We start from the raw sequence: 24,794 nt of genomic DNA, 5'->3' as shown, positions 1-24,794 counted from the left end.
AAGAAGATGGAGGTTTCGTCCATGTCGGATATTGCAGTGAGACCACAGGAATGGATGGAGAAAATATCAGGCCTGCGGGAACATATTGGCAAGGTGATTGTCGGGCAGCAGGATGTTGTGGAGCAGATGCTCTGGTGTATCTTTGCAGGAGGGCACGCCCTCCTGGAGGGGATTCCGGGTCTCGGTAAAACGATGCTCGTTCGCACGGTGTCGGAAGCGTTGGAATTGTCCTTTTCCCGTATTCAGTTCACGCCGGATTTGATGCCGAGCGATATAACGGGCACCAACATCTTGTCGTTCGGGCAGCATGGAGACACCGGAATGACCTTTCAAAAGGGTCCGCTGTTCAGCAGCATCGTGCTGGCCGACGAGATTAACCGGGCCACGCCCAAAACCCAGAGTGCATTGCTGGAGGCCATGCAGGAGAAGACCGTCACGGTGGGCGGGGTAACCCATCAGCTGCCAAAACCTTTCTTTGTTCTGGCGACGCAAAACCCATTGGAAAACGAGGGGACGTATCCCTTGCCGGAGGCGCAGCTTGACCGCTTTCTGCTAAAGATCGAAGTATCGTATCCGAGTGCGGATGAACTGAAGGAAATCGTAAAGCGGACGACGTCCTCCCACGAATTCCAGGTGGAACGGCAAATGACGGGGGAAGAGCTGCTGGAAATCCAGCATGGAGCCAAGGAAGTGCTTGTTGCCGAGGAGATTCTGGACTATGCGGTTCGTCTGCTTATGATGACGCATCCGGAGGAGGCTGCGGCACCGGAGGCGGTACGGAAATACGTCCAGTACGGTTCCGGACCGCGGGGCATTCAGTCCATCATCTCGGTGAGCAAAGTTCGGGCCTTGTGCAGCGGGCGGATGCATGTATCGACAGGGGATATTCGCGCCGTGGCTTTATCTGCGCTGCGTCACCGTTTGTTCCTGAATTTCGAGGGGCAGGCGCTTGGCATTACAACAGACCATGTCATTCAGGAGGTTCTGCAAGCGCTGGAGGTGTCCGCGTGAGCGGGGCCGGGCACCTGCTTCCTCCGGAATGGCTTCCGCGCCTGGAGCGATTGAGTCTTGATGCCAAGCGACGGGTTGCCGGAACGCTGCAGGGAAAGAGACGATCCCGCCGGCTCGGATCATCCCTCGAGTTCGCCGATTACCGAGTGTATTCGCCCGGGGATGATGTCCGCAGGTTTGACTGGGGCGTTTATTCTCGTACGGGAAAAGCGTTCGTGCGTCAATTCATGGACGAACAGGAGCTGACAGTCAGCCTATTCGTGGATTGCTCCGCATCGATGGGGGCTGTCATGTCATCGTCATCCGGACTATCCGCTGCGGATCCGGCAGGAACGAAGGGAAGCCTGAAATGGCTGCTCGCACGTCAACTCGCCGCAAGCATCGGCTACATGGCATTGTCCTCCTACGACAGGCTGCAGGTCGCCTGTTACAGCCGTTCGATTCATGCTCGTCTTCCGATCATGAGAGGAAAGGGCTCGGCCCATCGCCTGTTTTCGTTCCTGCAAGGGGCAGAAACGGGAGGTGAGGGAAGTTTGGGCGCCGCGCTTGCGGTTCCTGGCGCACTCCCTCGGCAGCCGGGGATGACCTGGGTGTTCTCGGATTTTTGGCTGGCGGGCGGCGAGGAGGAATTGTTCAGGGCGCTATCCCTTTTGTCCGGCACCGGGCAGGAAGTGGTGCTGGTGCATGTTTTGTCGAGGGAAGAACTAGAGCCTAAATTGACCGGCGATTTGCGATTGGTCGACAGCGAAACGATGAGCGGCAAGGAAGTAGCGTTGACGGGTAAAGTGCTCGATGCTTACAAAGAGGAGCTGGAGCGGTATCGGACGATGCTGTCCCGCGTGTGCGCGGAGCGGGGCATGTCTTACGTGCTCATTCCGGCGGACATGCCGCTTACGGACGCGATGTTCGGGGTACTGGCAGGAGCAGGTCTGGTTACTGGATAAGGCAAGCCCCATACAGGACGCAGTGTTCCAAGCATCTGCCGGACTTCATACGCTTTGGGAAGCTTGTAGACAGGGTAAGACCGGTAAATAGACACGCTATGAAATGCAGGCTTCACGAGCATCTGTCTGTGATCTTTAGAACAAATAAGAAGAGAACTCATTCAAATAGGAAAAGATGGACGAGCCTTCATCCGATGCTTTGAGAAAACAACCAAGTCGTGTTAGTCAGGGTCCACGGGAGTAAGGAGGGGACACGTTGGGGATTCAATCTTGGCTGAGCCTATGGTTCGGTTTAACGCTGCCGGCTATCGTGCTTATGTATATGTTCAAACGAAAATATGTGGATACAACCGTTCCCAGCCACTTGCTGTGGGAGCGGGTGCTTCGGAACCTGGAGGCTAACAGGCCGTGGCAGAAGCTGCAGAACCGGCTTCTGCTGTGGCTCCAGCTGTTTGCTGCTGCGCTGATGGTCTTCGCACTGATGCAGCCCTTTATGCAGGTGTCTGGCGGAGGCAGCGCCCATGTGGTCATCGTTGCCGATACCTCGGGCAGCATGAGCGCGCAGATTCAGCCTTCGGCAGAAGGCGAAGCCACATCCAGGCTACAAATGATGCAGGAACGAATTAAGGAGTACGTGAAGGACCAAGGGAGACGGAGCGAGATCACCCTTCTGTCTGTGGGAGCAAGTCCCACGACGCTGGTCTCCCATGAAAGCGACCGCGCGGCCATCGATAAGGCCGTGGATGGGTTGCGGCCCTATTACGGCCAGGCATCCTACAGGGAAACCTTATCGCTCGCTTCCGCTCTGACACGGGAAGAACATGATGCAGAAGTCGTTATTTTTACAGATAGCTACTGGAAGCAGGATACGGCTCCCATATCGTTTCAGGTTCCAGTATCCGTAGAGAAGGTACAGGGGGAGCACCCTCTTAACGTTTCCATCGACCAATTCGGCATTTCACTCAAAGGTGAAACAGGTTCATCCTATGCGGCGGTCGCTGTCCTCAGCACGAATGCCAAGGAAGCGATGTCGACCGAAGTGAATCTTTACGGGGATGAACAGCTGCTGGCCAGCAAGGTGTTGAATCTTACGCCGGGGAAGAAATTAACCGAATCTTTTGCCGATCTCCCGTTTGCGGAGGTGTATCGGCTTGAGTTATCCCAGGATGACGGGTATGCGGCAGACAATTATTCCTTTGCATTCGGATTGGGTCACGGATCTTCGCGCGTACTTCTGCTGACTTCGGGCAATTTGTTTCTGGAGAAGGCCTTGCAGCTAAGCGGAGCCGAAGTCACCCGGGTTGCCTGGGATGGCTCCGAAGACAAGACGGGTGAGGATCCAGGCACGGATCAAAATACGGATAATGGCACAGCATCGGATGTACCGCCCGTACCTGATGGCGAATTTGATCTGCTCGTCATAGACGGGAGCATGCCGGAAGGGTTCAAGCAAGGGAAGTGGGCGGAGCTGGCCGCCAAAACGCCGCTCTGGACGATCGGCGGAGAAGGCACCAAAGTTGGAAGCCAAGGAGGACGCGCCGTGCTTGCGAAGCATCCGGTGACCGCCTATGTAACCTTATCGGGCGTCTATTTCGGTACGCTGGTGGATCAGGCCCCTGCTTGGGGCGAACCTGTGGTCAAGCTGGGGGATCAACCCATCGTCTATGCGGGAAGCGAAAACGGGCGACCGCGATTGTCGTTTAATTTCCTGCTTCAGGATAGCGATCTTCCGTTATCGCCGGAATTCCCGGTCATGGTTAGCAATGCACTGGAGTGGATGACCTCGGGCAAGGGGAGCGGCCTTGGCCGATATATGGCGGGCGCGCAAGCGGATATACCGATTGCGGCGGATACGGTAGCGGCAAAATGGGTACCTAAGAGTGGTCTTGCTCTTGTTGACGGCCTTCCTGCTGCGGAAGCCCTCCGGAACGAGCAAGGGATATCGCCGGTACAGCTCGTACCGGAATATCCGGGGCTGTACGCTTTTGAACAGCAGAATGAAGCGGGTGAGAAGCTTAAGTTTTGGCTGGCAGTAACGGCAGACCCGTACGAGGCAGATTGGAGCAACGATCAGGGCCCGGTCGTGAGTCAAACGTCACCGAACTCGGATACGGCAGCTGGTGAACGTGCCGGGACGTCTGGGCACAGTGAGACGGCAAGGGATGCCGGTTCGTTAATGCCATGGCTGGCGGCCTTGGCACTGGCTGTGATCGTAGCGGAATGGGGGGTGTACCAGCGTGGGCGTTCAATTTAGCCAACCATGGTTTTTGCTGCTGTTGATCCCGGCAGGAGTCTTTCTCTATTACGCATACAAATCGGATTTTCGGCTCAGCGGTTTTCGCAAGAAATTGGCCTTATTCTTTAGAACCTGCGTCATTCTGTTATTGATTCTTATGATTTCGGGTCTGCACGGTTATACCGTCTTGCGGGATAAACAGGTGGTGTACTTGGCGGACCGTTCCGACAGTATGGGGGATTCGGCCCGGATCACGAATTGGATTAACGATTCCCTTGCGGCAAAAGGCGAGAAGGATGGCACCGCTGTTGTTTCTACAGGTCTTGAGGGCGCTGTGGAACGGCGATTATCTTCTACGGAGAATGCAGGAGCCTCTTTAAATGCGCTGCTGGAGCAGCAGTTTACGGGGCTGGAGTCCGGTCTTCAGCTTGCAGGGAGCCTGTTCGAGGGCAACAGCGATTCCAGAATTGTGTTGATCTCGGACGGGGAAGAGAATGTGGGCAGCATGGCAGCGGCCGGAAGGCTGCTGAAGGACCGGGGCATTGCGGTTGATGTGCTTCCAACTCCGAAGCAGGCTATCCGTGACGTTGCGGTGGAGGAACTAAAGGTACCGGATAAGCTGTATCAAGCGGAGTCTTTCTATGTGGAGGTTATGATCCGCAGCACGTTTAAGACCTCCGGTGAATTGCGCATTTACGAGGACAACCGTGAGATCGGCCGGGAACGCGTCGACGTAACCCCGGGCGAGAACCGGTATGCCGTAAAAGGCCTGGCTAAGAGCCCGGGACTTCACCGTTACCGTGCCGAAATCTTCATGGATGGGGATGAGGCATCCGCCAATAATGCAGCGTTTGATTTTTCCCGGGTGGAAGGTCCGCCGAACGTACTGATCGTTGAAGGAACCCCGGGAACGTCAGGTAATATCACGGCAGCACTGGAGTCCGGAATGATCGGCACCGAAGTGATTCAGCCAGAGCTGCTTCCGCTGGAAGCGGCGAAGTATGCCGTGTACGACAGCATCATCTTTAATAACGTCTCGGGCAGTGACGTCGGCGGCAAGCAGATGGAGCTGATCGAGCAGGCGGTCCGAAGCTTCGGCATCGGGTTTATGATGGCGGGCGGCGAGGACAGCTTTGGGATGGGCGGGTATTTTAAAACCCCGATTGAAAAAGCACTGCCGGTCTCGATGGAGCTGGAAGGCAAACGGGAGATTCCATCGCTTGGTCTCATCCTCGTCATTGACCGTTCGGGGAGCATGGATGGCAATAAGATCGAATTGGCCAAAGAATCGGCCATGCGCACGGTTGAGCTGCTGAGAGCCAAGGATACGGTCGGCGTCGTCGCCTTTGACGATCAGCCGTGGTGGGTTGTTCCGCCGCAGAAGCTCGGGGACAAGGAAGAGGTGCTCAGCAGCATCCAGTCGATTCCGAGCGCCGGAGGAACCAACATCTATCCTGCCGTTTCCTCCGCACTTGAAGAAATGCTGAAGATTAACGCCCAGCGCAGACATATCATTCTGATGACCGACGGACAATCGGCCATGAATTCCGGTTATCAGGATCTGACCGATACGATGGTGGAGAACAAAATTACGATGTCTTCGGTGGCGGTCGGGATGGATGCCGATACGAACCTTCTTCAATCCTTGGCGGATGCGGCTAAAGGCCGTTATTACTTCGTTGAGGATGAAACGACACTGCCGGCGGTATTCAGCAGGGAGGCCGTGATGCTGGCCAAATCCTATATCGTGGATAAACCCTTTATCCCGGCTGTTCAGAATGCGGGCGATTGGGCGAGTCTATTCCAGCAGGGCGTACCGGCGCTATATGGTTATGTAGCGACAACGCCGAAGTCTTCCGCCCAGACGGTTCTGTCCAGTCCGGAGCCGGACCCGATCCTGTCGCGCTGGCAATACGGATCCGGTCGAACGGTGGCATGGACGAGCGATTTAAGCGGAAAGTGGTCCAAGGAATGGGTATCGTGGTCCGGCTTTGCCAACATGTTGACTGAAATCGTGAAGTGGACGTTCCCTCAGTTTACGTCGTCGCCCTATGAAGTGACTACCGAGACGGCCGGCAACCAAGTCAAGCTCCAAGTTATGGCAGAGGGCGAGAATCCGCCGGAGAAGCTGAATGCGGTGATCGGGGACGATGAAGCTGGCGAGCAGACGGTGGAGCTTATCCAGGAAGCTCCCGGCCGTTATACCGGGCTCGTCAATGTCACGAAGCCCGGGGCATTCCTCCTGTCTCTTGAGGATGCCAGCGGGGAAGAAGCGCTGCAGGCCGTGCCAGGCACCGGTTTTGTGGTGCCGTATTCGCCGGAATACCGGTTGTCCTCCGGCAGCGGCGAGGAAGCCATGAAGCGGCTGGCCGAGGCGACCGGAGGCCGCGTGTTATCCTGGGACAACCCGGCCGAAGTGTTTGACCGGCAGGCAACCTCGCGGATGAATCTCCATGATTGGAGCTATCCGCTGCTGGCGGCGGCCCTGCTGCTGTGGGTCGCCGACATCGCCGTGCGGCGCCTGGCTCTGCCATGGGGCGCCATCGGCGCTAGGCTGGCCGCCCTGCTCCGCAGGCGGCCGGCACCTGTCGGCGAGGCCGCGCGTGACGCCGGCCTCGAGCGGCTGGCGGCGCGCAAAGCCCGCGCCGCCGATTTCTACGGCGGCAGCTCCGCGAAGCCGCCGCAGGCCCCGCCCGCGCGCGAGCACAGCGGCGCGGGCCACGGTGCCGGGGGCGGGAACCCCGCCCCGGCACCCGGCGCAGCTCCGGCAGGGGGCCGCAAGGCCCCGCCGGAGGCGCGCGATTCGCAGCGGGCGGATGCCCCGTTGCGGGAAGAGCGGCCGGCCCAGGCGAAGCCGGCCGCGCCGCCTCCCCCGCCGCCGCAGGCGCAGGGGGACGGCCAAGGACGGCCCGAGAGAACCGGGCCGGCTCCGGAAGGAGGCTCCTCCATGGATCGCCTCCTCAAAGCCAAAAAACGCGGCACGCGCTGATGTGCGGCCTCACGCTTCGGCCTAAGCTGTCTAATGTGCAGCTTAGGCCGAAGCTTTTTCATTTGTCGAGTGAAGTAACTTTTTCCATACCGCCGAAGTCCATAAAATCGTTTAACGGATGTCGAATCCGGTTATAACCGGACTATTAAGGGAAATAATGCAAGGGGGATGTCGCTCTCCCTGACGGCCTTTACACAACTTTGACAATTACGTTATGGAAATGAAAGACGTGTGGTGATACAATAAGAGTCAAAATGATATTCTCAACATTCCTAACTGCTCTGATACTATGTGGATTGGGGCTGGCGGGACGTAAGAAGCCTTCATTTTCGAAGCTTACTATGGAAAAGATTTGAGGAGGACGAATCATGACAACTGAACATAACCAAACGATCGACAACCTGTCCATCGCAACGATCCGGACATTGGCGATCGACGCGATCGAAAAAGCCAACTCCGGTCATCCGGGCATGCCGATGGGGTCTGCACCTATGGGCTACCAACTGTTCGCGAAGACGATGAACCATAACCCGGACCAGCCGGCGTGGATTAACCGCGACCGTTTTGTCTTGTCTGCAGGACATGGCTCCATGCTGCTCTACAGTCTGCTTCACCTGAGCGGTTATGACTTGTCCATTGAGGATCTGAAGCAGTTCCGTCAATGGGGAAGCAAAACCCCGGGTCACCCGGAATTCGGCCACACGGCCGGCGTTGATGCAACGACAGGTCCGCTTGGACAAGGCGTGGCCATGGCTGTAGGTATGGCAATGGCTGAAGCTCATTTGGGCGCGACTTACAATAAAGACAGCTTCAATGTGGTTGATCACTATACGTATGCGATTTGCGGCGACGGTGACATGATGGAGGGCGTGGCTTCCGAGGCAGCTTCCCTGGCAGGTCATTTGAAGCTTGGCAAATTGATCATGTTGTACGATTCCAACGATATCTCCCTTGACGGCGAGCTCAGCCTGGCATTCTCCGAGAACGTAGCGAAGCGCTTTGATGCTTATGGCTGGCAAGTGCTGCGCGTAGAAGACGGCAACGATTTGCCTGCGATCGAGAAAGCGATCGAGGAAGCGAAAGCCGATACGAACCGTCCGACGCTGATCGAAGTGAAGACCGTCATTGGTTACGGCAGCCCGAACAAACAAGGTAAAGGCGGCCATGGCGGTACGCACGGTTCTCCGCTTGGAGCTGATGAAGCGAAGCTGACCAAGGATTTCTATAATTGGGTATATGAAGAGGACTTCTATGTGCCTGAGGAAGTGCGCGAGCATTTCGGCAAAGTGAAAGAGCGCGGTATTGCGGCTTATCAAGCTTGGGTTGATCAGTTTGCGAAATACAAAGAAGCTTACCCGGAACTGGCAGCGCAATTCGAGCGCGGCGAATCCGGTGAACTGGCTTCAGGATGGGACAAAGACCTTCCGAAATACAGCGCGGATGACAAAGCGGTTTCCACCCGCGTAGCTTCCGGTAAAGCGCTGAACGGGTTGACTGCAGGCGTACCGCAGCTGCTCGGCGGATCGGCTGACCTGGAAAGCTCCACAATGACTCACTTGAACGACCTGGCCTCTTTCACAGCGAACAGCTACGAAGGCCGTAACGTGTACTATGGTGTTCGTGAATTCGCAATGGCCGGTGCCATGAACGGTATCGCCCTCCATGGCGGACTGAAGATTTTCGGCGGTACGTTCTTCGTATTTACGGATTATCTGCGTCCGGCTGTACGTTTGGCTGCGATCATGAAGCTGCCGGTTACGTATGTGCTGACTCATGACAGTATCGCTGTCGGTGAAGACGGCCCTACGCATGAACCAATTGAACAATTGGCTTCCCTGCGCATTATTCCAGGCCTGACGGTGATCCGTCCTGCGGATGCTAACGAAACTTCCGCGGCATGGGCTTATGCGGTTGAGAACACCGACCGTCCGGTAGCTTTGGTGTTGACACGTCAGAATCTGCCGATTCTTCCAGGTACGGTGGATCATGCACGTGAAGGCATCAAACGCGGCGCTTATGTTGTTGCCGATGCGAAGGATGGCAACGTGCAAGCTCAAATCATTGCAACGGGTTCTGAGGTTCAGCTTGCCGTTAAAGCGCAAGCAGCATTGGCTGAAGAAGGCATCGATGTACGCGTCATCAGCATGCCGAGCTGGGATCTGTTCGACAGCCAGGATCAGGCATACAAAGATTCCGTGCTGCTTCCTGACGTAAAAGCCCGTCTGGCTATTGAAATGGCTCATCCGTTCGGATGGGAGCGTTATGTCGGAGACAAAGGCGACATCCTGGGCATCAACACATTTGGCGCTTCGGCTCCTGGCGACCGTGTCATTGCCGAGTACGGATTTACCGTTGAGAATGTGGTTAGCCGCGTAAAAGGCTTGCTGTAATCCAGGCGGATCTAACCCCATATTGATTTTCCGGCACCCGCATCATGCGGGTGCCGTCCATATATCAAGCCATAACGATGTTGGAGGAGGAGAGTTTGTCGATGACACAATTTAAGAATGCTACCGTTACAAAGGCAGCCAACGTTTACTATGAGGGGAAGGTAACCAGCCGTACGGTGCTGCTGGACAGTGGCGAGAAGGTAACGCTCGGCATCATGCTTCCGGGAAGCTATGAATTCGGCACGGATGGCCCTGAGATTATGGAAATTTTGTCGGGCGATTTGCGTGTCCTGCTGCCCGGTGAGCAGGAGTGGTTAGAGATTCAAGGGGCCGCGACCTTTAACGTTCCGGGCAATTCAAGCTTTAAGCTGGAAATCCGCACCGTTACGGATTATTGCTGCTCTTATCCGACCATGTAATAAATTAAATGCTGATGTGATTTCGTGTCCGTAAATGCACAACAAAAAGGCTCAAAGCCGTTGGCTTTGAACCCTTATTGTCAATGCCAGATATCAACGCATGCCGTTAACGGTGGTTGTTATAATGGATTCATTCTTCCGGAATCGGCACGATCTCGCCTTTGTAGCCTGGTGAGTGGTTATCAAGCTCTACGTATCCTTCGCCCCATTCCTTGCCGCGGTCGAGCAGTTTGTAGCTGGTGACGCCGGAAGGATAACGGAATGCGAATTCGGCTACAGTCCAGTTCCTGGCATCCGGCTGCTTACCGATCTCTGCTTGAATCGGGGGCAGGAAGAACAGGTTCTGATTCGCAGCCGCTTTGGCGGAGTAGTCCAGCTTGCCTTGCCATTTCAAGTATTTGACGCCACCCTGGATCTCGTAATATTCAGCGATGTCGTTATCGACCAGGAAGAAGCGATTGGAGTTGCCTTTTGGAAAATAATAATTCACGCCTTGCATTTCCACAGGGAGCATTTCCAGCTCAGGTTTCTGCAGTTGGGATGAATAAGGCAGCTTGGCTGCAGCATTCCGGGCGGTGGCCAGATCGGAGCTCTTTAAGTCAGCAAGCATAACGGCATCTGCTTTATTGATATAAGCCGTCTTTAGAGAACCATTCCAGTCGATGTCGGCATCAAAAGCTTGGGCTACGGCCCTCAGGGGAATCATGGTCTTGCCTTTATGGAGCAGCGGGGCTGCAGGCAGCGTCTTCTGAACTCCGTTCACTTCCATGCGGGTGCTACCCGCCGTGAGAATCACCGTTCGGTGGTCACCCTGAATCGTCACCTGTTTCTTGCTGTTGTCGTACTTCATGACATAGTTACCCAGAGGCTTGAGATCGGTTAGGGTAACAAAGGTGGAGCCCTGCTTAATCAGCACTTCACCGCTAGCGGTCACATTGTTAATCGAAGCGGTTGGTTTGGCTGCGGCAGAAGCCGGTGATACAGCTGTTACCGAAGATAGTACAGTGGTTAATAGGGCAGCGGCTGTCACTGCTTTTAAACCTTTGGTCCATTTCATGTTGTATTTCCTCCCTTCGCATAGTAGACGAAATAAAATGCAAAAAGTTTCTTCTGGAAGTAAAAACATGAAAAGACCAAAAAAACTGGCTCCTTCTCCTGGTCCGGATAATCCGGAACCAGTATAAAGGAGGCCAGTGTAAGGTAAAGCATGGTTTAGCTGGTATTATGGCTGCTGTTCGCCGATTTTCTGGCCGATCCAGGCTTCATAGCATTTCACGACAGCGGAAAGATCCTCTTCGCCATAGCCTTCGCTGGCACCGGCTTGAAACAGGCTCTTTGCCAGATTCAGCATCGGGGAAGGCATTCCGATGCCATCGGTGAGTGAAGAGGCCAGCTTAAGGTCCTTGAGCATGAGCGCAAGCGAGAACTGGTTGCTGAAATCGCCCTCGATAATTTTGCGTCCCTTCAGCTCTGCCGCTTTGCTGCCAGCTGATCCCAACTGCACGAGCTCCAGGAAGTTGTCAGCGGGAATGCCCGACTTCGCGGCGATGGCGAAGCCTTCGGCAAGCGCCAGATTGTTAATGCCCACAATGGTATTATGCGCAAGCTTCGCGACAGCGCCGCTTCCGTTAGGTCCCATGTGGATGACTTTTTTGCCCAGGGTGTCAAATACGTCTGCATGGGCTTCGATGACCGCGGCATCGCCGCCAACCATGAAGACCAAGGTTCCATCAATCGCTGCAGGCTTGCTGCCGGTTACCGGGGCATCCAGGAAGGAAGCGCCGAGACCGGATACGGCGGAAGCAATCTCCTTGACAAGGCTCTCGGAGATCGTACTGCAGTCAATGACGGTCATCCCGCTCTTCAGGGAGCCAAGCAGACCGTTCTCTCCGTAGAATACATCGCGGATGGATTGGTCGTTGCTTACCATCGTAATAACAAGATCTTGTCCTTCAGCCGCTTCACGAGGCGTCTCCGAAATGGAGGCTCCCTGTTCGGCGAGCGGACGGCATTTTTCGTGGGTGCGGTTATACACGGTCACATCGTAGTCCTGCTTCAGCAGATTGGAGGCCATGGGAGCGCCCATGGTGCCCAGTCCGATAAACCCGATTTTTTTCATAGCTATATCACCTTCGATTATGGATTCCTGATCCACTCTATCTTAGCATGGGTTCCCGAAACGAAGCCAGCGTTTGTGAGGAATGGAAGCGGTAAGGAGATCCACGCATGAAGAATAGATGACAGTTGGCCCGTGAAACTTGCGGTCGTTATTAAATTAAAGTATCCTATTTCTAAATTCACAGGAGGTTTTAAGGCATGTCTAAAAAAATCAAGTTTGATTACAGTAAAGCACTGACTTTTGTTAATCAGCACGAAGTTGATTATTTCGCTGAGCCGATCCGCACAGCTCATGAACAGTTACATAACGGTACGGGAGCCGGCTCCGATTATCTGGGCTGGATCGACCTGCCGACGCAGTATGATAAAGAAGAATTCTCGCGCATCCAGAAAGCGGCTGCCAAAATCCAAAGCGATTCGGACGTTCTGATCGTTATCGGAATCGGTGGCTCCTACCTCGGGGCACGCGCGGCCATCGAAATGCTGTCGCATTCGTTCTATAATGAGCTGTCGAAGGACCAGCGCAAGACACCGGAAATCTATTTTGCGGGCAACAACATCAGCTCCACTTATGTGACCCACCTGCTTCAATTGATTGAAGGCAAAGACTTCTCCGTCAACGTCATCTCCAAATCCGGCACAACGACGGAGCCGGCTATCGCATTCCGTATTTTCCGTGCGGAACTGGAGAAGAAATACGGCAAGGAAGAAGCTCGCAAACGTATTTACGCTACGACAGATCAAGCGAAGGGCGCCCTCAAGAAGCTGGCTTCCGAGGAAGGCTACGAGTCCTTTATCATCCCTGACGATGTGGGCGGACGTTATTCCGTGCTGACAGCGGTGGGTCTGCTTCCGATTGCTACGGCAGGCATCAACATTGAAGAAATGATGCAAGGCGCGGCTGACGCATCCAAGGAATACAGCAGCCCGAACGTAGCCGAGAACGAGGCATACCAATATGCGGCGGTTCGTAACGCGCTTTACCGTAAAGGCAAAGGCATCGAGATCCTCGTGAACTACGAGCCTTCCCTGCATTTTGTATCGGAGTGGTGGAAGCAGCTTTACGGCGAGAGCGAAGGCAAGGATTACAAGGGGATCTACCCGGCATCCGTCGATTTCTCTACCGATCTGCACTCCATGGGTCAATTCATCCAGGAAGGCAGCCGCAACATCTTCGAGACGGTCATTCAGGTTGAGAACGTATCCGAGCATATTACGATTGAATCGGATCCGGATGATCTGGACGGATTGAACTTCCTGACCGGGAAAACATTGGATTTTGTCAACAAAAAGGCCTTCCAAGGCACCATGCTGGCCCATACAGACGGACAAGTTCCGAATTTGATTGTGACAATTCCAGATTTCACTCCCTATTCGTTCGGATATCTGGTATACTTTTTCGAAAAGGCCTGCGGTATCAGCGGCTATCTGTTGGGTGTCAACCCGTTTGACCAACCGGGCGTAGAGGCGTACAAGAAAAATATGTTCGCATTGCTCGGCAAACCTGGGTATGAGAAAGAGAAGGCCGAATTGGAAGCTAGACTTTCCGAATAACCTGACACTTTCATTAGATTAGACGTAAGACGCTGAAGGAAGCAGTCCGCTGGCATATCATTGCCGTGGACTGCTTTCTTGGCAATATAGAGGTGGTTGTAGTTTCATGCTGGATCGTTACAAAACGGTACGTCAGACGGGCTCCAAAGAGATCGTCATCAAGAAATCGCGTTTCATCGGGCACGTAATGCCAGTTGAAACCGAAGAGGAAGCCGTCGCTTTTATTGAAGAGATCAAGAAAAAACATTGGAATGCTACCCATAATTGTTCTGCTTATATGATCGGAGAGCGGGATGAGATTCAGAAGCAATCGGATGACGGGGAACCGAGCGGAACGGCGGGTAAGCCGATTCTCGAGGTGATCCGCAATCAGGGGCGGAAGAATGTAGCCATTGTGGTCACGCGTTATTTTGGCGGCATTATGCTGGGTGCGGGCGGATTGATCCGGGCGTACACCGACGGAGCCGTGGCTGCGATTGAGTCAGGCGAACCGATTACAAGGGTTCTGCACCGGGAGATTTTCGTGGAGCTGGATTATACCTGGCTGGGTAAGGTGGAGAACGAGCTTCGTAACCGGGGCGTTCGTATGGGAGAGACAAACTTTGCCGACACGGTGACCTTGACCTGCTTGCCGCTCGATGGTGATGCGGAGAGCTTTATGACTTGGATGGTGGATTTGACACAGGGGCAGTCCTTGATCACAGAGGGAGAGCGGCTTTATTTTATTGAAGGGGAATAAAATAATATGGCAAGAAGAGCAGTAGAACGCGAGTTGTCGAGAGAGCGGATACTGGAAGCAGCCAGGCATTTGTTCATAACCAAAGGATACAGGGCCATATCGATGCGAAGCATCGGGCAGCATCTGGGTTACAGCCATGGCTCCTTGTATTATCATTTTAAGGAAAAGGCGGAGCTTTTCTACGCCATTGTCATGAAGGACTTTAATGATCTAAATGATTTGCTGTTGGAAATCTCAGGAAAGTCTCCCTGTGACGGCGTATCGAAGCTGGAGCAGCTGATGCTGGAATTCGTTCGTTTCGGTCTGGATAATCCTTACCAATACGAAATCATGTTCATGATTCGGGACGAAGAACTGCTGTCCTACTGTCGCTCTGAGCAGGGACGCTGTTTTGAAATGTTTGCTATGCTGGTCCGTCAGTATTTGCTTGAGGAGAATTACAGTGAGGAAGAACGGCGAACCGTTCCGCTGACTTTGTTTTTGTCGCTGCATGGATTTATATCGTATTATATTCAGGACAGAATTGGTTTTGATGAGATCAAACCAGCCGCTCTTACCCATATCAAAGTGTTATGCCGGAGTCTATACAGCAGGGTCTGATTTTGAAATGTTGCCAAGACGTGTAGTTTGATACTTCAATCCGTTACAACGATCTAGCGTTGAAACGTCACTCACCTAATGAATAAAATACAGACAGGTCCACGCCCCCTAGCATGTGCCTGTCTGCTTTTTGTGTTGTTATACATGTGCTGGCGTCAACATAAAATCTTATTTAAGGGATCATCCTTCCATGATCTTCACATGATATTGGCGCTGCCTCGGACCATCAAATTCACAGAAATAAATGCCCTGCCAACGTCCGAGGAGCAGGTGCCCGTTCTGAATGATCACGGTCTGGGAAGGGCCGCAGGTGATCGATTTAAGGTGGGAAGCGGTGTTGCCCTCCGCATGGCGATACTTGGGATGATTCCAAGGATAGACCTCATCGAGCGACATCAGGACGTCCCGCTTCACATCGGGATCCGCGTTCTCATTGATGGCAATCCCCGCCGTCGTATGCGGACAAAAGATCAGGACCGTTCCTTGCTGGACCCCGCTTTGTTTTACGTAGGAGTGGATCTCCCTTGTAATATCCCTCATCTCATCGCGACCTTGCGTATCCAATTCACCGGTATACAGCATGTACCATACCTCCTCATTTTTTAAGAGATAAGAAAGTATAAACATCCGAGGCTTAGCATCCTTATCTCGCAAGAAAAACTTCCGCTAAATGCGGTCTGTCTACTGAGAAAGTACGTCGACAGACGTTTTTCTTACCATTTCTATTATTTTACCCGATAAAGTGCAAAAGATGGATTGACGATGGGATTCAGCTTTTGGTAAAGTATGTGTAAAGAAAACCAAGTATACAAATAGGAAATATAAAGATGGTTTGTGAAAGTGTCGACCGGAATGCCATCCGGAGGCGGGAGGGATACGATATGACAACATGGATTCGTCATAAAGGTTGGACTTGGGGGTTTCGAAGTACCGTACTGCTTTATTTTCTTGCCTTGATCGTCCTGCCGATCTTTGGGGTATATGTGCAATCATTCTCTGCAGGATGGAGTCATTTTACGGAGAGCATTATGGATCCGATCGCGTGGAAGGCTGTGCTGCTTACCATCAAGCTGGGCGTCATCTCTACTTTCATCAACGTGCTTATCGGAACGATGATTGCATGGGTGCTTATACGATATAAGTTTCCGGGAAGGACGCTGCTGAACAGTCTGGTCGACCTGCCCTTTGCGCTGCCGACAGCCGTAGGCGGTCTGATGATATTGCTGCTGCTGGGACCCGGGAGCTTTCTCGGTGGTTTGGCAGAGAAATTGGGTTTTGAAATTGTGTTCCACCAGCCCGCGATTGTGATAGCGATGATGTTTGTCACGTTTCCGTTTGTCATCCGGGCGGTTCAGCCGCTGCTGGAGGAGCTTGACCCGCTGGAGGAAGAAGCGGCCTATACGATGGGGGCTTCCAGGACGAGAACCTTTTTTAAAGTGATCCTGCCGTCGATGCTGCCGGGGATTATCAGCGGAGGGATGCTGGCATTCTCAAGGGCATTGGCCGAATTCGGGGCCGTTGTCTTGGTGGCCGGCAACATTCCGGGAAGAACGCTGATTGCATCGGTTTTTATTTTTGGTGAGGTCGAGAGCGATAATCCTGCTGGAGCAGCTGCGGTATCGATTCTGCTCCTTACCCTCTCTTTCATCATCCTCTGGGTGATCAATGCCGTTCAGCAGAGGGGGAGACGAGTTTGAGACGTCTGTGGATCGGACTTACGTACGCCGTATTTATCATTCTGCTAATCATCCCCCTGTCCCGAATTGCGATCGGTGCGTTTGATAAAGGGCTGAGCGGGTTTGCCGAAGGTCTGTTCAGGCCGGAAGCCTTGCATGCCCTGATGATGACGGGTCTTATTGTGGTATTCGTTACGTTCTTTAATGCGTTATTTGGCATCATGATGGCGTTGTACCTGGTACGGGCGAATTGGCTCAGCCGAAAGATCAAAGGCATCCTGAACAGCATTGTCGATCTGCCCTACGCTGTATCGCCGGTTATCGGCGGTTTGATGATTGTACTGCTGCTCGGACCCGACAGCATCATCGGCGGTTTTTTTGAAGGGATCGGGTTTAAGGTGGTTTATGCTTTCCCGGGCATGGTGATCGCGACACTCTTCGTCACGTTTCCGCTCATGGTTCGCGAAGTCATGCCTGTCCTGCAGGAAATTGGAAATGATCAGGAACAAGCAGCAGCGACGCTAGGGGCTTACGAATGGACAACGTTCCGGAAAGTAACGTGGCCTTCCATCCGTTGGGCTGTCGTATATGGCCTGGTGCTCACGGTAGCCCGTTCATTGGGTGAGTTTGGTGCCGTGCTGGTGGTGTCCGGTAACATCATGAACAAAACTCAGACGGCGACGACGCTCGTATATCAGGATGTGGAGAATTTTAACGTGGCTGCGGCGAATGGCGTCGCATTGGTATTGGCTGCCTTCTCGGTAGGACTTTTGCTGCTGATGGAATGGGCCAAAAAAAGAAAGGATGTGCATTGATATGCATGTGGAAGTTCGCGATCTGAACAAGCATTTCGGTACGTTTCATGCCGTCAAAGATGTCAGCTTTGAGATTGAGAAGGGACATCTGATCGGACTTCTGGGGCCCAGCGGAGGCGGTAAAACGTCCATCCTGCGCATGCTGGCCGGGCTTGAGAATCCGGACTCCGGACAAATCTCCTTTCATGGCCAAGTAGTCAATGATCTGCCGCCGCAAGAGCGCGGAATCGGCTTTGTGTTCCAGAACTATGCCTTGTTTAAACATATGACCGTGTTTGATAACATCGCTTTCGGTTTGAAGGTGAAGAAGACTCCCAAAGCCATCATCAAGGACCGGGTGATGGAATTGGTGGAGCTGACCGGTTTAAAAGGCTTCGAGAGCCGCTATCCGCACCAGTTATCGGGCGGACAGCGTCAGCGTGTAGCCTTTGCCAGAGCGCTGGCGCCCGAACCGCAGCTGCTCTTATTGGATGAACCGTTCGCTGCCATCGATGCGAAGATCCGTCAGGAGCTGCGCTCCTGGCTTCGCGAGCTGATCGAGCGGGTCGGCATTACATCGATTTTTGTTACGCATGACCAGGATGAGGCGATTGAAGTCGCCGACGAAATTATGATTATTAATCAGGGGCGCGTTGAGCAGAAGGGAACGCCTTGGGATATTTACAAGGAGCCGAAGACGCCGTTTGTCGCTTCATTCATAGGGGAATCCACCGTGATTTCGAGCGCGGCCGAGCTGAAGGGATTTGAGGCAGCGGCGAACAAGAATGCGACGCGTGCGCTGATTCGCCCGGAATATATCGAGATTGGAAGCAAGCATGATTTCAGCGTGCTGTCTGCAACGGAGACGGGGATCGTTCGTCATCTGCATTTCCGCGGCAGCGAATGGCTGGTGGAGGTGGAGGTTAAGGGACATAAGCTGATCACCTACCGTTCACTGGAGAAGGAAACGCTGTATCCGGGCCAAGAGGTCCGCGTCCTCGTTCACCGGGCTTATCTCTTTAATGAAGAGCACAGCTGGATCGAGGAGAATCGACTGAAGGTCGACCCGATGCCAATTATGATCTGATGGTTCAAAATATCCGAAGGGAAGTGGATTCATTCATGCGGATCTTGAATATGAAACGTACCTCATTCCTGCTGGTTGGCATGGCGCTTCTCTTCAGTTTTTTCATGGCAGGATGCGTCAGCGATCAGCCTGATAGCGAGGAAGTGACATCCCCAACCGGAGAGAGAACGATCGTTCTGGGCGCGTACAGCGTGGCCAGAGACGCCCTGTCCGAGATCATTCCTGCTTTTCAAGCGCAGTGGAAGGAACAGACGGGAGAAACCATTCGGTTTCAGGAATCCTACGAGGCTTCAGGAACACAAGCTCGTGCCATCACGGGCGGATTCGAGGCCGACGTCACGCTGCTTGCCATGGAAGGGGATGTCGACAAGCTGGTCAAGGAAGGGCTTGTGGACCCCGAATGGAAATCTCAGCCGTATAACGGCATGGTGACACGTTCGATTGTCGTTCTCGGCACGCGCGAGGGAAATCCGAAAGGGATACGGGATTTCAACGATCTGACCCGATCGGACGTCAAGGTGCTGTATCCGAACCCGAAGACCTCGGGCGGCGCCCAGTGGGACATTAACGCGATCTACGGCGCGGGGCTGAAACAATCGGAAGAGAACGGAAAGCGTGATCCTGCCGAAGCGAAAGCTTTTCTTGAAGCGGTTCACCGCAATGTGGAGTCGCTCGATAAAAGCGGGCGGGCTTCCATGGCGGCTTTTGAATACGGGGTCGGAGATGTGATCGTAACGTATGAGAACGAGCTGCTTGCCCGGATTGCCCAAGGCGTCCAGTATGATGTCGTTGTGCCGCAGCATACGATGCTGATCGAGAATCCGGCTGCAGTCGTCAAACGTTTTGCTGAAAAGCACGGCACTCAGGATGTATCGACCGCTTTTGTGGAGTACTTGCGCACACCGGAGGCGCAGAACATCTTCGTGAAATATGGGTTCCGTCCGGTTGAAGAATCGGTGTTTGAACGAACGAAGGATCGGTTTTTCAACCCGCCGGGGCTATTTGATATCGAGTATCTGGGTGGATGGGATGAGGTGCGCGAGACGCTGTATTCCAAGCGTGGAGTCTGGTATCAGGTACTGGCCGGGTTATGATGCTTGATGGCAAACGGAGCGATTGGATGGGTTCATGAGGGATAGTGTGTATGGGTTGCGTTTCGTAATGACCCGTCAATCAAAAAGAGAGAAAGCGAGCCGTCCAGGATCTCCTGGCCGGCTCGCTTTCTTGGTATTTATAGAACATTAGCAATCGTCTGAATAACGCCTCATGCGCTGCAAATATTCCACGTATACGAATTGCGCAGTACATCTTGCCCTACACGCGCGCTTTCTGCGCTTCCCATTCTTCTCGCAGAATGCCCATACGAATGGAATCGTAGTAGACGCCCTCGTAATACCGGCACTTCCGCATGCGGCCTTCAAGCTGCATGCCAACCTTCTCCGCGCAGCGCATCATTCTCGGATTGCCGGACCAGGTGGTGATGCCGACACGGGCGATGGTGAGATTTTGAAACAGGCATTCAATCCAGAGCGACAGTGCTTCCGTACCGTAGCCACCGCTCCAATGGCTCGGATCGTAAATCAGGATTCCGGCTTCCAGCCAGCGTGAGGTTTCATGCTCCCAATAAAACGTGACGATGCCAATCGTTTTTCCCTCGGCTTCGATGAGCAGGTCATTCGGAAATTGATCGGTTTCGAAGTCGGCGTTCCACTGCGTTTCAAAAATTTCATAGGAAATCTGCTTGAGCGGGAAATAGGGAGCGTCGTATTTTTTCCATTCCGGATTCTCATTGCCATAGATCAAATTATATAAAACTGGGGTATCCTCGGGTTTTCTGGATCTTAGCGTAACTTTGCTGCCTTCAAGACGAATTTTTTGCATATGTAGAAACTCCTTTCGCTCTGTATTCTGTATATGCCTTAAGTACGGTGCGAGTTCTCTACATTGTAACGGTGATAAAGTTGATTGCCAACTGAATTTGGATAAATGATCCTTTATATGAAACATTAGGTGGTGTCATTCCGTCAATAGCAGATAAAGAATCTGACATTGAAGGGGGACAAGGTTATGCGAAAAAGAAAGGTACTCACAGGCCTGTGCTTGCTTATTGGGCTTACCGCTTGCGCTCAGGGCAGCGGGATCCAGTCAGGGGAACCGCAAGCAATTGTGCATAAGGAGCCCAAAGTGAAGGAATTGTCGGCTCAGGAACGCAAAGAGGTATTGGGCAAGGTAGATACCGGCATGGTGAAAGCGCAGAATGATTTTGGTTTACGTTTGCACCAGGCATTATCGAATAGCCCTGAGTACAAGAACGGTAATCTGATTATTTCTCCATACAGCATCACGCAAGCTTTGGCACTTGCCTATAACGGCACAGCCGGCGATACGGCGGCCGAGATGTCCGATATGCTTGGCTGGAAGGGCATGAATGATGCGGATATAAACGATGGGAACCGCCAGCTGCGATCATTGCTGGAGAACGGGGGCGGGGTCGTGCTGAACGTGGCCAATTCCGTGTGGCACCAGCAAGGACTTGAGATGAAGAAGCCGTATTTGCAGACCGTTAAGGATAGCTATCGTGCTGAAGTTAAGGAGGCCAACTTGATGCATGCCGATGCCATGGATGCTATAAACCAGTGGGTAAACGACAAGACCAGCGGCATGATCCCTTCGATATATGATAAACCTCCGGGCGGCGTTGCGGTTCTGATCAATGCCATTTATTTTAACGGCGGGTGGATGGATGAATTTGATCCGGCGAATACCGTAGAGGAAGAATTCACGCTTTCTGACGGCACCACGCAAAAAATTCCGATGATGAAGCGGGAAGCACGATACAGTTACAAAGAAGGGGCGTCCTGGCAGGCCATCCGCATTCCTTATGGAGATGGCCGAATGCACATGCTGGTCATCCTGCCAAAGGAAACCTCATCTATGGATGAGCTGCAGCAGCAGTTGTGGAAGGATGCGTCCGCCTGGAAAGACGATTTCTCGCATGAGACCATCCAGCTTGGGCTGCCCAAATTTAAGGTGGAACAGACCTTCGAGCTGCCGGATGCGCTTCAAAGCCTGGGAATGATTCAGGCATTCGACAGGGATGCAGCTGATTTTAGCGCCATGGCAGACGATGGAGAGAAATTTTGGATTGAAAAGGTAAAACACAAAACGGTGGTGGATGTCAGTGAGAAGGGCACGGAGGCCGCCGCGATTACAGCGGTTATGGTTGAGACAGGAGCCGTTCAGCTTACCGAGCCGATCGTCATGAATGTTGACCGCCCTTTTTTCTTTGCCATTGAAGATCGGGACACAGGCACATGGTTATTTATGGGGTCTGTTTTGAGACCTTAGCATATACTATACCAACATGCGCCTGCCATAATTTTCACCCAAAAATAGGCAACTTTGTTATAATGGTCGAATAAGACTAAAATGTATAACAAAGGGAGAATAGGATGTGCCTATGACCATACCGAAGCCGAATTTATTCATAGGTTCTTCCAGAGAGGCCATCAAGTATGCACGGGCGATCCACGAACAGCTCAAACGATCCGCTCAAGTGACACCTTGGTACGGCGGGACGTTCGGGGCGAACATGTATACGATGGAAGCTTTGGAGAAGCAGCTGGCGTCCAGTGATTTTGGTGTGTTCGTCTTTTCTCCGGATGATGTGGCCCTCATTCGAGGCAAACATGTATTTGTTACCCGCGATAACACGTTGTTCGAAATGGGGCTGTATTGGGGAAGGCTCGGGCGACGAAGGGTGTACTGCATCATCCCGGATCAAGTGGAAGCAGACAGCAGTTCCGTTCAAGATGTTATCGTTAAGGAATACCATCTACTCTCCGACTTGCAGGGCATAACGCTGCTCGAATACGAACTGCGAAGCGATGACGATTACAAATCGGCCGTCGATGTCGCTTGCGGGCATATTCTGAGTGCGATCGAAACCGAAGGGTTCTACAACAACCCGAGCACCGTGATTGAGCAGAAGGATGCGGAGCTGAAGCGCAAGCAAAGTGTGCTGCATTTTTTCTGGGAATATAACCGAAATGTGCATGTGCTTGATGAAGCTGAAAAATATCATGCACTGAGTGAAGCTGTCCGAAACTCCTTGCTCCCACCGGCTGCAGGGGACTTCAGGGTGACCGGCGCCGCGTTCTGGGGCCGAAGAGATGAAGGCATTGCCCAAATTGGGGGTAATGTAGGTAGAGGACGGTATTTCCCGTTCGATGGGAATAAGGAACATTCGCCAAGTAACCAGTCGATTTACGTGATAGATGTCTATAATAGTGGGAAATGGGCATTTTATCACGAAGAGGAAGTTGCGCAGGTGTATGTGTTCTGCTATCCTTTAGGTGTAAATCATGTATTGTCCGTGCATTTTACGGGACATGAGATTCTTACGGATGAAGATCTCGCGGAGGTTGTAGAACAGAATCGTGAGCTGCTTCGTACCATCAGGCATTTAGTTGGAGGGGATTCGTCGTGAGCAGGAATGAGAAGAAGAGAACGTCAGGTCATCCGCAGGGGTCCGCCAATAGCAGCAGCTGGGTGGTTCGGGGACCCGTACCGATGATGAGTACGCTGAAAACCCGGAAGCGCTCGGTCAGACGCTCAAGCAAGAGCAGTGTATATGTTGGTCCTTCCGTGGAAGGTGTAGATAAGAAATACGTCAAGGTCATCAGTGGAGCTGTTGACGATAATAAGCCCTCTTTTGCTTAGTGAATGGCTATGATACCGTATCGTTAGGCAGGAATGACGAAAGACCGTTCGGGATGATCCGGGCGGTCTTTGTTTTTTCTTCGTGCGCTTATACAATATAGGGACAAGGTTTGCGTAACCAAGAACGAATCGATAACACAAATGGGGGATGTCATGTGAGCGGGGATACATTGACTTTTTTGGGAACGGGAGATGCCATGGGCGTTCCGCGGGTATATTGCGATTGCGAGGTATGCACGGAAGCTCGGAATACGGGAATCAATCGGCGTTTGCGCTCTGCCGTGATGGTGGGGGGCGAAGAAACGACTTTCATGATCGACTGCGGCCCGGATTGGCGCTCTATGATGGAGGGGCTAAGAAAGCGGAAGATGAGTGATATGCTGATTACGCACGCCCATTTTGATCATATCGGCGGTCTTCCGGAATGGAGTGATGCCTGCAGATGGCAGAGGGAAAAAGGTCGGTTATACGCCCCTGCCGAGGTGCTGGAGCAGATTGTACGCCAGTATCCATGGCTTCCACGTCAGATAGAGATGACGGCCGTGGACGATGGGATGACGCTTGGCGGCTGGGAGATTTCCTGCTGGAAAGTAAACCATGGACAGAACGGGTACTCCTACGCATACCGGTTCCTGAAGGAAGGGTACACATGGGTATACAATTCAGACTCGATTAATCTGAGCCCTGCGGAAAAGGAACCGCTGAAGGACGTGGATCTCCTGGTGCTGGGAACGAGCTTTGTTCATGAAACTGCCAAATTCGAGACGCGCTCCGTTTATGACATGAAGGAAGCGGCAGAGCTGCTCGCCGAGGTGAAGCCTCGCCAAACGGTGTATACCCATATGTCGCACGACGTCGACGTTCGGAATGAGCTGCCTCTTCCAGAGGGAGTCCGTGTGGCGATCGCGGGGATGACAGTAAAGCTGAGCAAGTGAAGAAAATTATGAGTTCTTGTGACTAGGGGCGTGAAAATGTAGCGGAAGCGATTACGCAGCCCAGTGGGGATGCCTTACACAGGTTTGAAGGCGCCGCTCTCTTACACAGACCTGGCCATGCCGTATCGATCAGGGTACAGCAGCTTGAAGCCGGCCTGTTGGTACAGCTTGATTCCGGGCACGTCCGTGATGACAGTGACCTCGGCTCCGCTTGGCGCTATTTTTTCCAGGCGGGAGAGCAGCTCGGACACAATCATCTCTTCAACCCCCTGATCAAGGTGAGAGGCCGCAACCATAATATCCACCAGTTGAAAATAGAAAGTGCCGTCACCTACGACCCTTCCCATCCCGATCAGCCGGTCATGGCCGTCTCTGGCCAGAAGGGACAGCACGCTGCGGTTTAGCGCTGTCTCTATGGCCGAAATCTCAACCTCAGGCAGTCCTGCATCTACTCTAAGATCCATGTATTCTTTATTCTGTGGAACATCCTCGGTTATGTGCACGTTCATCATAATCAGCCTCCCGCTGTTAAGAATAAGTTCAACTCGTCTCTACACCACTCAATATACAACATTGATGC

22 protein-coding genes are annotated in these 24,794 nt (G+C 53.0%); 17 read left to right on the top strand and 5 right to left on the bottom strand.

The features are described from left to right. Nucleotides 1–21: 21 nt before the first annotated feature. The 6 genes from MKY48_RS27305 (at nt 22) to MKY48_RS27280 (ending at nt 9,989) form a co-directional block, all read left to right on the top strand. Entirely contained in the window at nt 22–1,011 is a 990-nt protein-coding gene (locus tag MKY48_RS27305) for a MoxR family ATPase (RefSeq protein ID WP_339267675.1), read from the top strand. Then, entirely contained in the window at nt 1,008–1,955 is a 948-nt protein-coding gene (locus tag MKY48_RS27300) for a DUF58 domain-containing protein (RefSeq protein ID WP_339267674.1), read from the top strand. The genes MKY48_RS27305 and MKY48_RS27300 overlap by 4 nt, the downstream gene beginning before the upstream one ends. Before the next feature lie 256 nt (nt 1,956–2,211). After that, complete coding sequence (locus tag MKY48_RS27295; RefSeq protein ID WP_339267672.1) at nt 2,212–4,209, top strand: BatA and WFA domain-containing protein; 1,998 nt, start codon at nt 2,212–2,214, stop codon at nt 4,207–4,209. Continuing rightward, nucleotides 4,193–7,180, top strand: a complete 2,988-nt coding sequence (locus tag MKY48_RS27290; RefSeq protein ID WP_339291720.1) for a VWA domain-containing protein — start codon at nt 4,193–4,195, stop codon at nt 7,178–7,180. The genes MKY48_RS27295 and MKY48_RS27290 overlap by 17 nt, the downstream gene beginning before the upstream one ends. Before the next feature lie 368 nt (nt 7,181–7,548). Further along, complete coding sequence (gene tkt / locus MKY48_RS27285) at nt 7,549–9,570, top strand: transketolase (RefSeq protein WP_339267668.1); 2,022 nt, start codon at nt 7,549–7,551, stop codon at nt 9,568–9,570. Between the two features lie 101 nt (nt 9,571–9,671). Beyond that, nucleotides 9,672–9,989 carry a pyrimidine/purine nucleoside phosphorylase gene (locus tag MKY48_RS27280; protein WP_339267666.1) on the top strand — a complete coding sequence of 106 codons (318 nt, stop codon included), beginning with the start codon at nt 9,672–9,674 and terminating at the stop codon, nt 9,987–9,989. Between the two features lie 130 nt (nt 9,990–10,119). Here the strand turns inward: MKY48_RS27280 and MKY48_RS27275 are convergent, their stop codons facing one another. Together MKY48_RS27275 and MKY48_RS27270 are read right to left on the bottom strand one after the other, a co-directional pair. Beyond that, nucleotides 10,120–11,046, bottom strand: coding sequence for a copper amine oxidase N-terminal domain-containing protein (locus tag MKY48_RS27275; RefSeq protein ID WP_076324631.1), 927 nt, complete (start codon nt 11,044–11,046; stop codon nt 10,120–10,122). 165 nt (nt 11,047–11,211) lie between these two features. Beyond that, nucleotides 11,212–12,108 (bottom strand): NAD(P)-dependent oxidoreductase, encoded by an 897-nt coding sequence (locus MKY48_RS27270; RefSeq protein WP_339267663.1) that lies wholly within the window; start codon nt 12,106–12,108, stop codon nt 11,212–11,214. Nucleotides 12,109–12,305: 197 nt separating this feature from the next. On the opposite strand from MKY48_RS27270, the gene MKY48_RS27265 reads away from it, so the two are divergent. From MKY48_RS27265 to MKY48_RS27255, 3 genes are all read left to right on the top strand, one after another. Then, complete coding sequence (locus MKY48_RS27265; protein ID WP_098748659.1) at nt 12,306–13,661, top strand: glucose-6-phosphate isomerase; 1,356 nt, start codon at nt 12,306–12,308, stop codon at nt 13,659–13,661. 106 nt (nt 13,662–13,767) lie between these two features. Next, nucleotides 13,768–14,400, top strand: a complete 633-nt coding sequence (locus tag MKY48_RS27260) for a YigZ family protein (protein WP_076324628.1) — start codon at nt 13,768–13,770, stop codon at nt 14,398–14,400. A 6-nt stretch (nt 14,401–14,406) separates the two neighbouring features. Then, entirely contained in the window at nt 14,407–15,000 is a 594-nt protein-coding gene (locus MKY48_RS27255) for a TetR/AcrR family transcriptional regulator (protein ID WP_339291719.1), read from the top strand. 180 nt (nt 15,001–15,180) lie between these two features. Here MKY48_RS27255 and MKY48_RS27250 read toward each other — a convergent pair whose 3' ends face one another. Continuing rightward, nucleotides 15,181–15,582: a secondary thiamine-phosphate synthase enzyme YjbQ gene (locus MKY48_RS27250; RefSeq protein WP_339291718.1), complete on the bottom strand. Its 402-nt coding sequence runs from the start codon at nt 15,580–15,582 to the stop codon at nt 15,181–15,183. A 299-nt stretch (nt 15,583–15,881) separates the two neighbouring features. On the opposite strand from MKY48_RS27250, the gene cysT reads away from it, so the two are divergent. Genes cysT through MKY48_RS27230 form a run of 4 tightly spaced genes read left to right on the top strand, consistent with a single transcriptional unit; the run spans nt 15,882 to nt 19,651 of the window. Beyond that, entirely contained in the window at nt 15,882–16,697 is an 816-nt protein-coding gene (gene cysT / locus MKY48_RS27245) for a sulfate ABC transporter permease subunit CysT (protein WP_071222617.1), read from the top strand. Continuing rightward, a complete protein-coding gene (locus MKY48_RS27240; protein WP_071222618.1) occupies nt 16,694–17,491 on the top strand; it encodes a sulfate ABC transporter permease subunit in 798 nt (265 codons plus the stop codon). The genes cysT and MKY48_RS27240 overlap by 4 nt, the downstream gene beginning before the upstream one ends. 1 nt (nt 17,492) lies before the next feature. Next, the gene (cysA, locus tag MKY48_RS27235; RefSeq protein WP_071222619.1) at nt 17,493–18,557 is read left to right on the top strand and encodes a sulfate ABC transporter ATP-binding protein; all 1,065 of its coding nucleotides are present in this window, start codon (nt 17,493–17,495) and stop codon (nt 18,555–18,557) included. Nucleotides 18,558–18,592: 35 nt separating this feature from the next. Continuing rightward, nucleotides 18,593–19,651: a sulfate ABC transporter substrate-binding protein gene (locus tag MKY48_RS27230; protein WP_339291717.1), complete on the top strand. Its 1,059-nt coding sequence runs from the start codon at nt 18,593–18,595 to the stop codon at nt 19,649–19,651. Nucleotides 19,652–19,871: 220 nt separating this feature from the next. On the opposite strand, the gene MKY48_RS27225 is transcribed toward MKY48_RS27230, so the two are convergent. Continuing rightward, nucleotides 19,872–20,438: a GNAT family protein gene (locus MKY48_RS27225; RefSeq protein WP_339291716.1), complete on the bottom strand. Its 567-nt coding sequence runs from the start codon at nt 20,436–20,438 to the stop codon at nt 19,872–19,874. A 186-nt stretch (nt 20,439–20,624) separates the two neighbouring features. Between MKY48_RS27225 and MKY48_RS27220 the strand changes: the two genes are divergently transcribed. From MKY48_RS27220 to MKY48_RS27205, 4 genes are all read left to right on the top strand, one after another. After that, nucleotides 20,625–21,905 (top strand): serpin family protein, encoded by a 1,281-nt coding sequence (locus MKY48_RS27220; RefSeq protein ID WP_339267653.1) that lies wholly within the window; start codon nt 20,625–20,627, stop codon nt 21,903–21,905. A gap of 112 nt (nt 21,906–22,017) precedes the next feature. Then, entirely contained in the window at nt 22,018–23,046 is a 1,029-nt protein-coding gene (locus MKY48_RS27215) for a nucleotide-binding protein (protein WP_339293561.1), read from the top strand. Further along, nucleotides 23,043–23,279, top strand: coding sequence for a hypothetical protein (locus MKY48_RS27210; protein ID WP_339267651.1), 237 nt, complete (start codon nt 23,043–23,045; stop codon nt 23,277–23,279). The genes MKY48_RS27215 and MKY48_RS27210 overlap by 4 nt, the downstream gene beginning before the upstream one ends. 155 nt (nt 23,280–23,434) lie before the next feature. Beyond that, nucleotides 23,435–24,214 (top strand): MBL fold metallo-hydrolase, encoded by a 780-nt coding sequence (locus tag MKY48_RS27205; RefSeq protein WP_339291715.1) that lies wholly within the window; start codon nt 23,435–23,437, stop codon nt 24,212–24,214. A 101-nt stretch (nt 24,215–24,315) separates the two neighbouring features. On the opposite strand, the gene MKY48_RS27200 is transcribed toward MKY48_RS27205, so the two are convergent. Then, on the bottom strand, nt 24,316–24,726 hold the full coding sequence (locus tag MKY48_RS27200; RefSeq protein ID WP_339291714.1) for a GNAT family N-acetyltransferase: 411 nt from the start codon (nt 24,724–24,726) through the stop codon (nt 24,316–24,318). Between the last annotated feature and the right edge of the window lie 68 nt (nt 24,727–24,794).

This window comes from Paenibacillus sp. FSL W8-0187 (assembly GCF_037969755.1).
Lineage (GTDB): Bacteria > Bacillota > Bacilli > Paenibacillales > Paenibacillaceae > Paenibacillus_AQ.
Note: the sequence above shows the minus strand (reverse complement) of the source record. Positions and strands in the feature narration are given on the sequence as shown.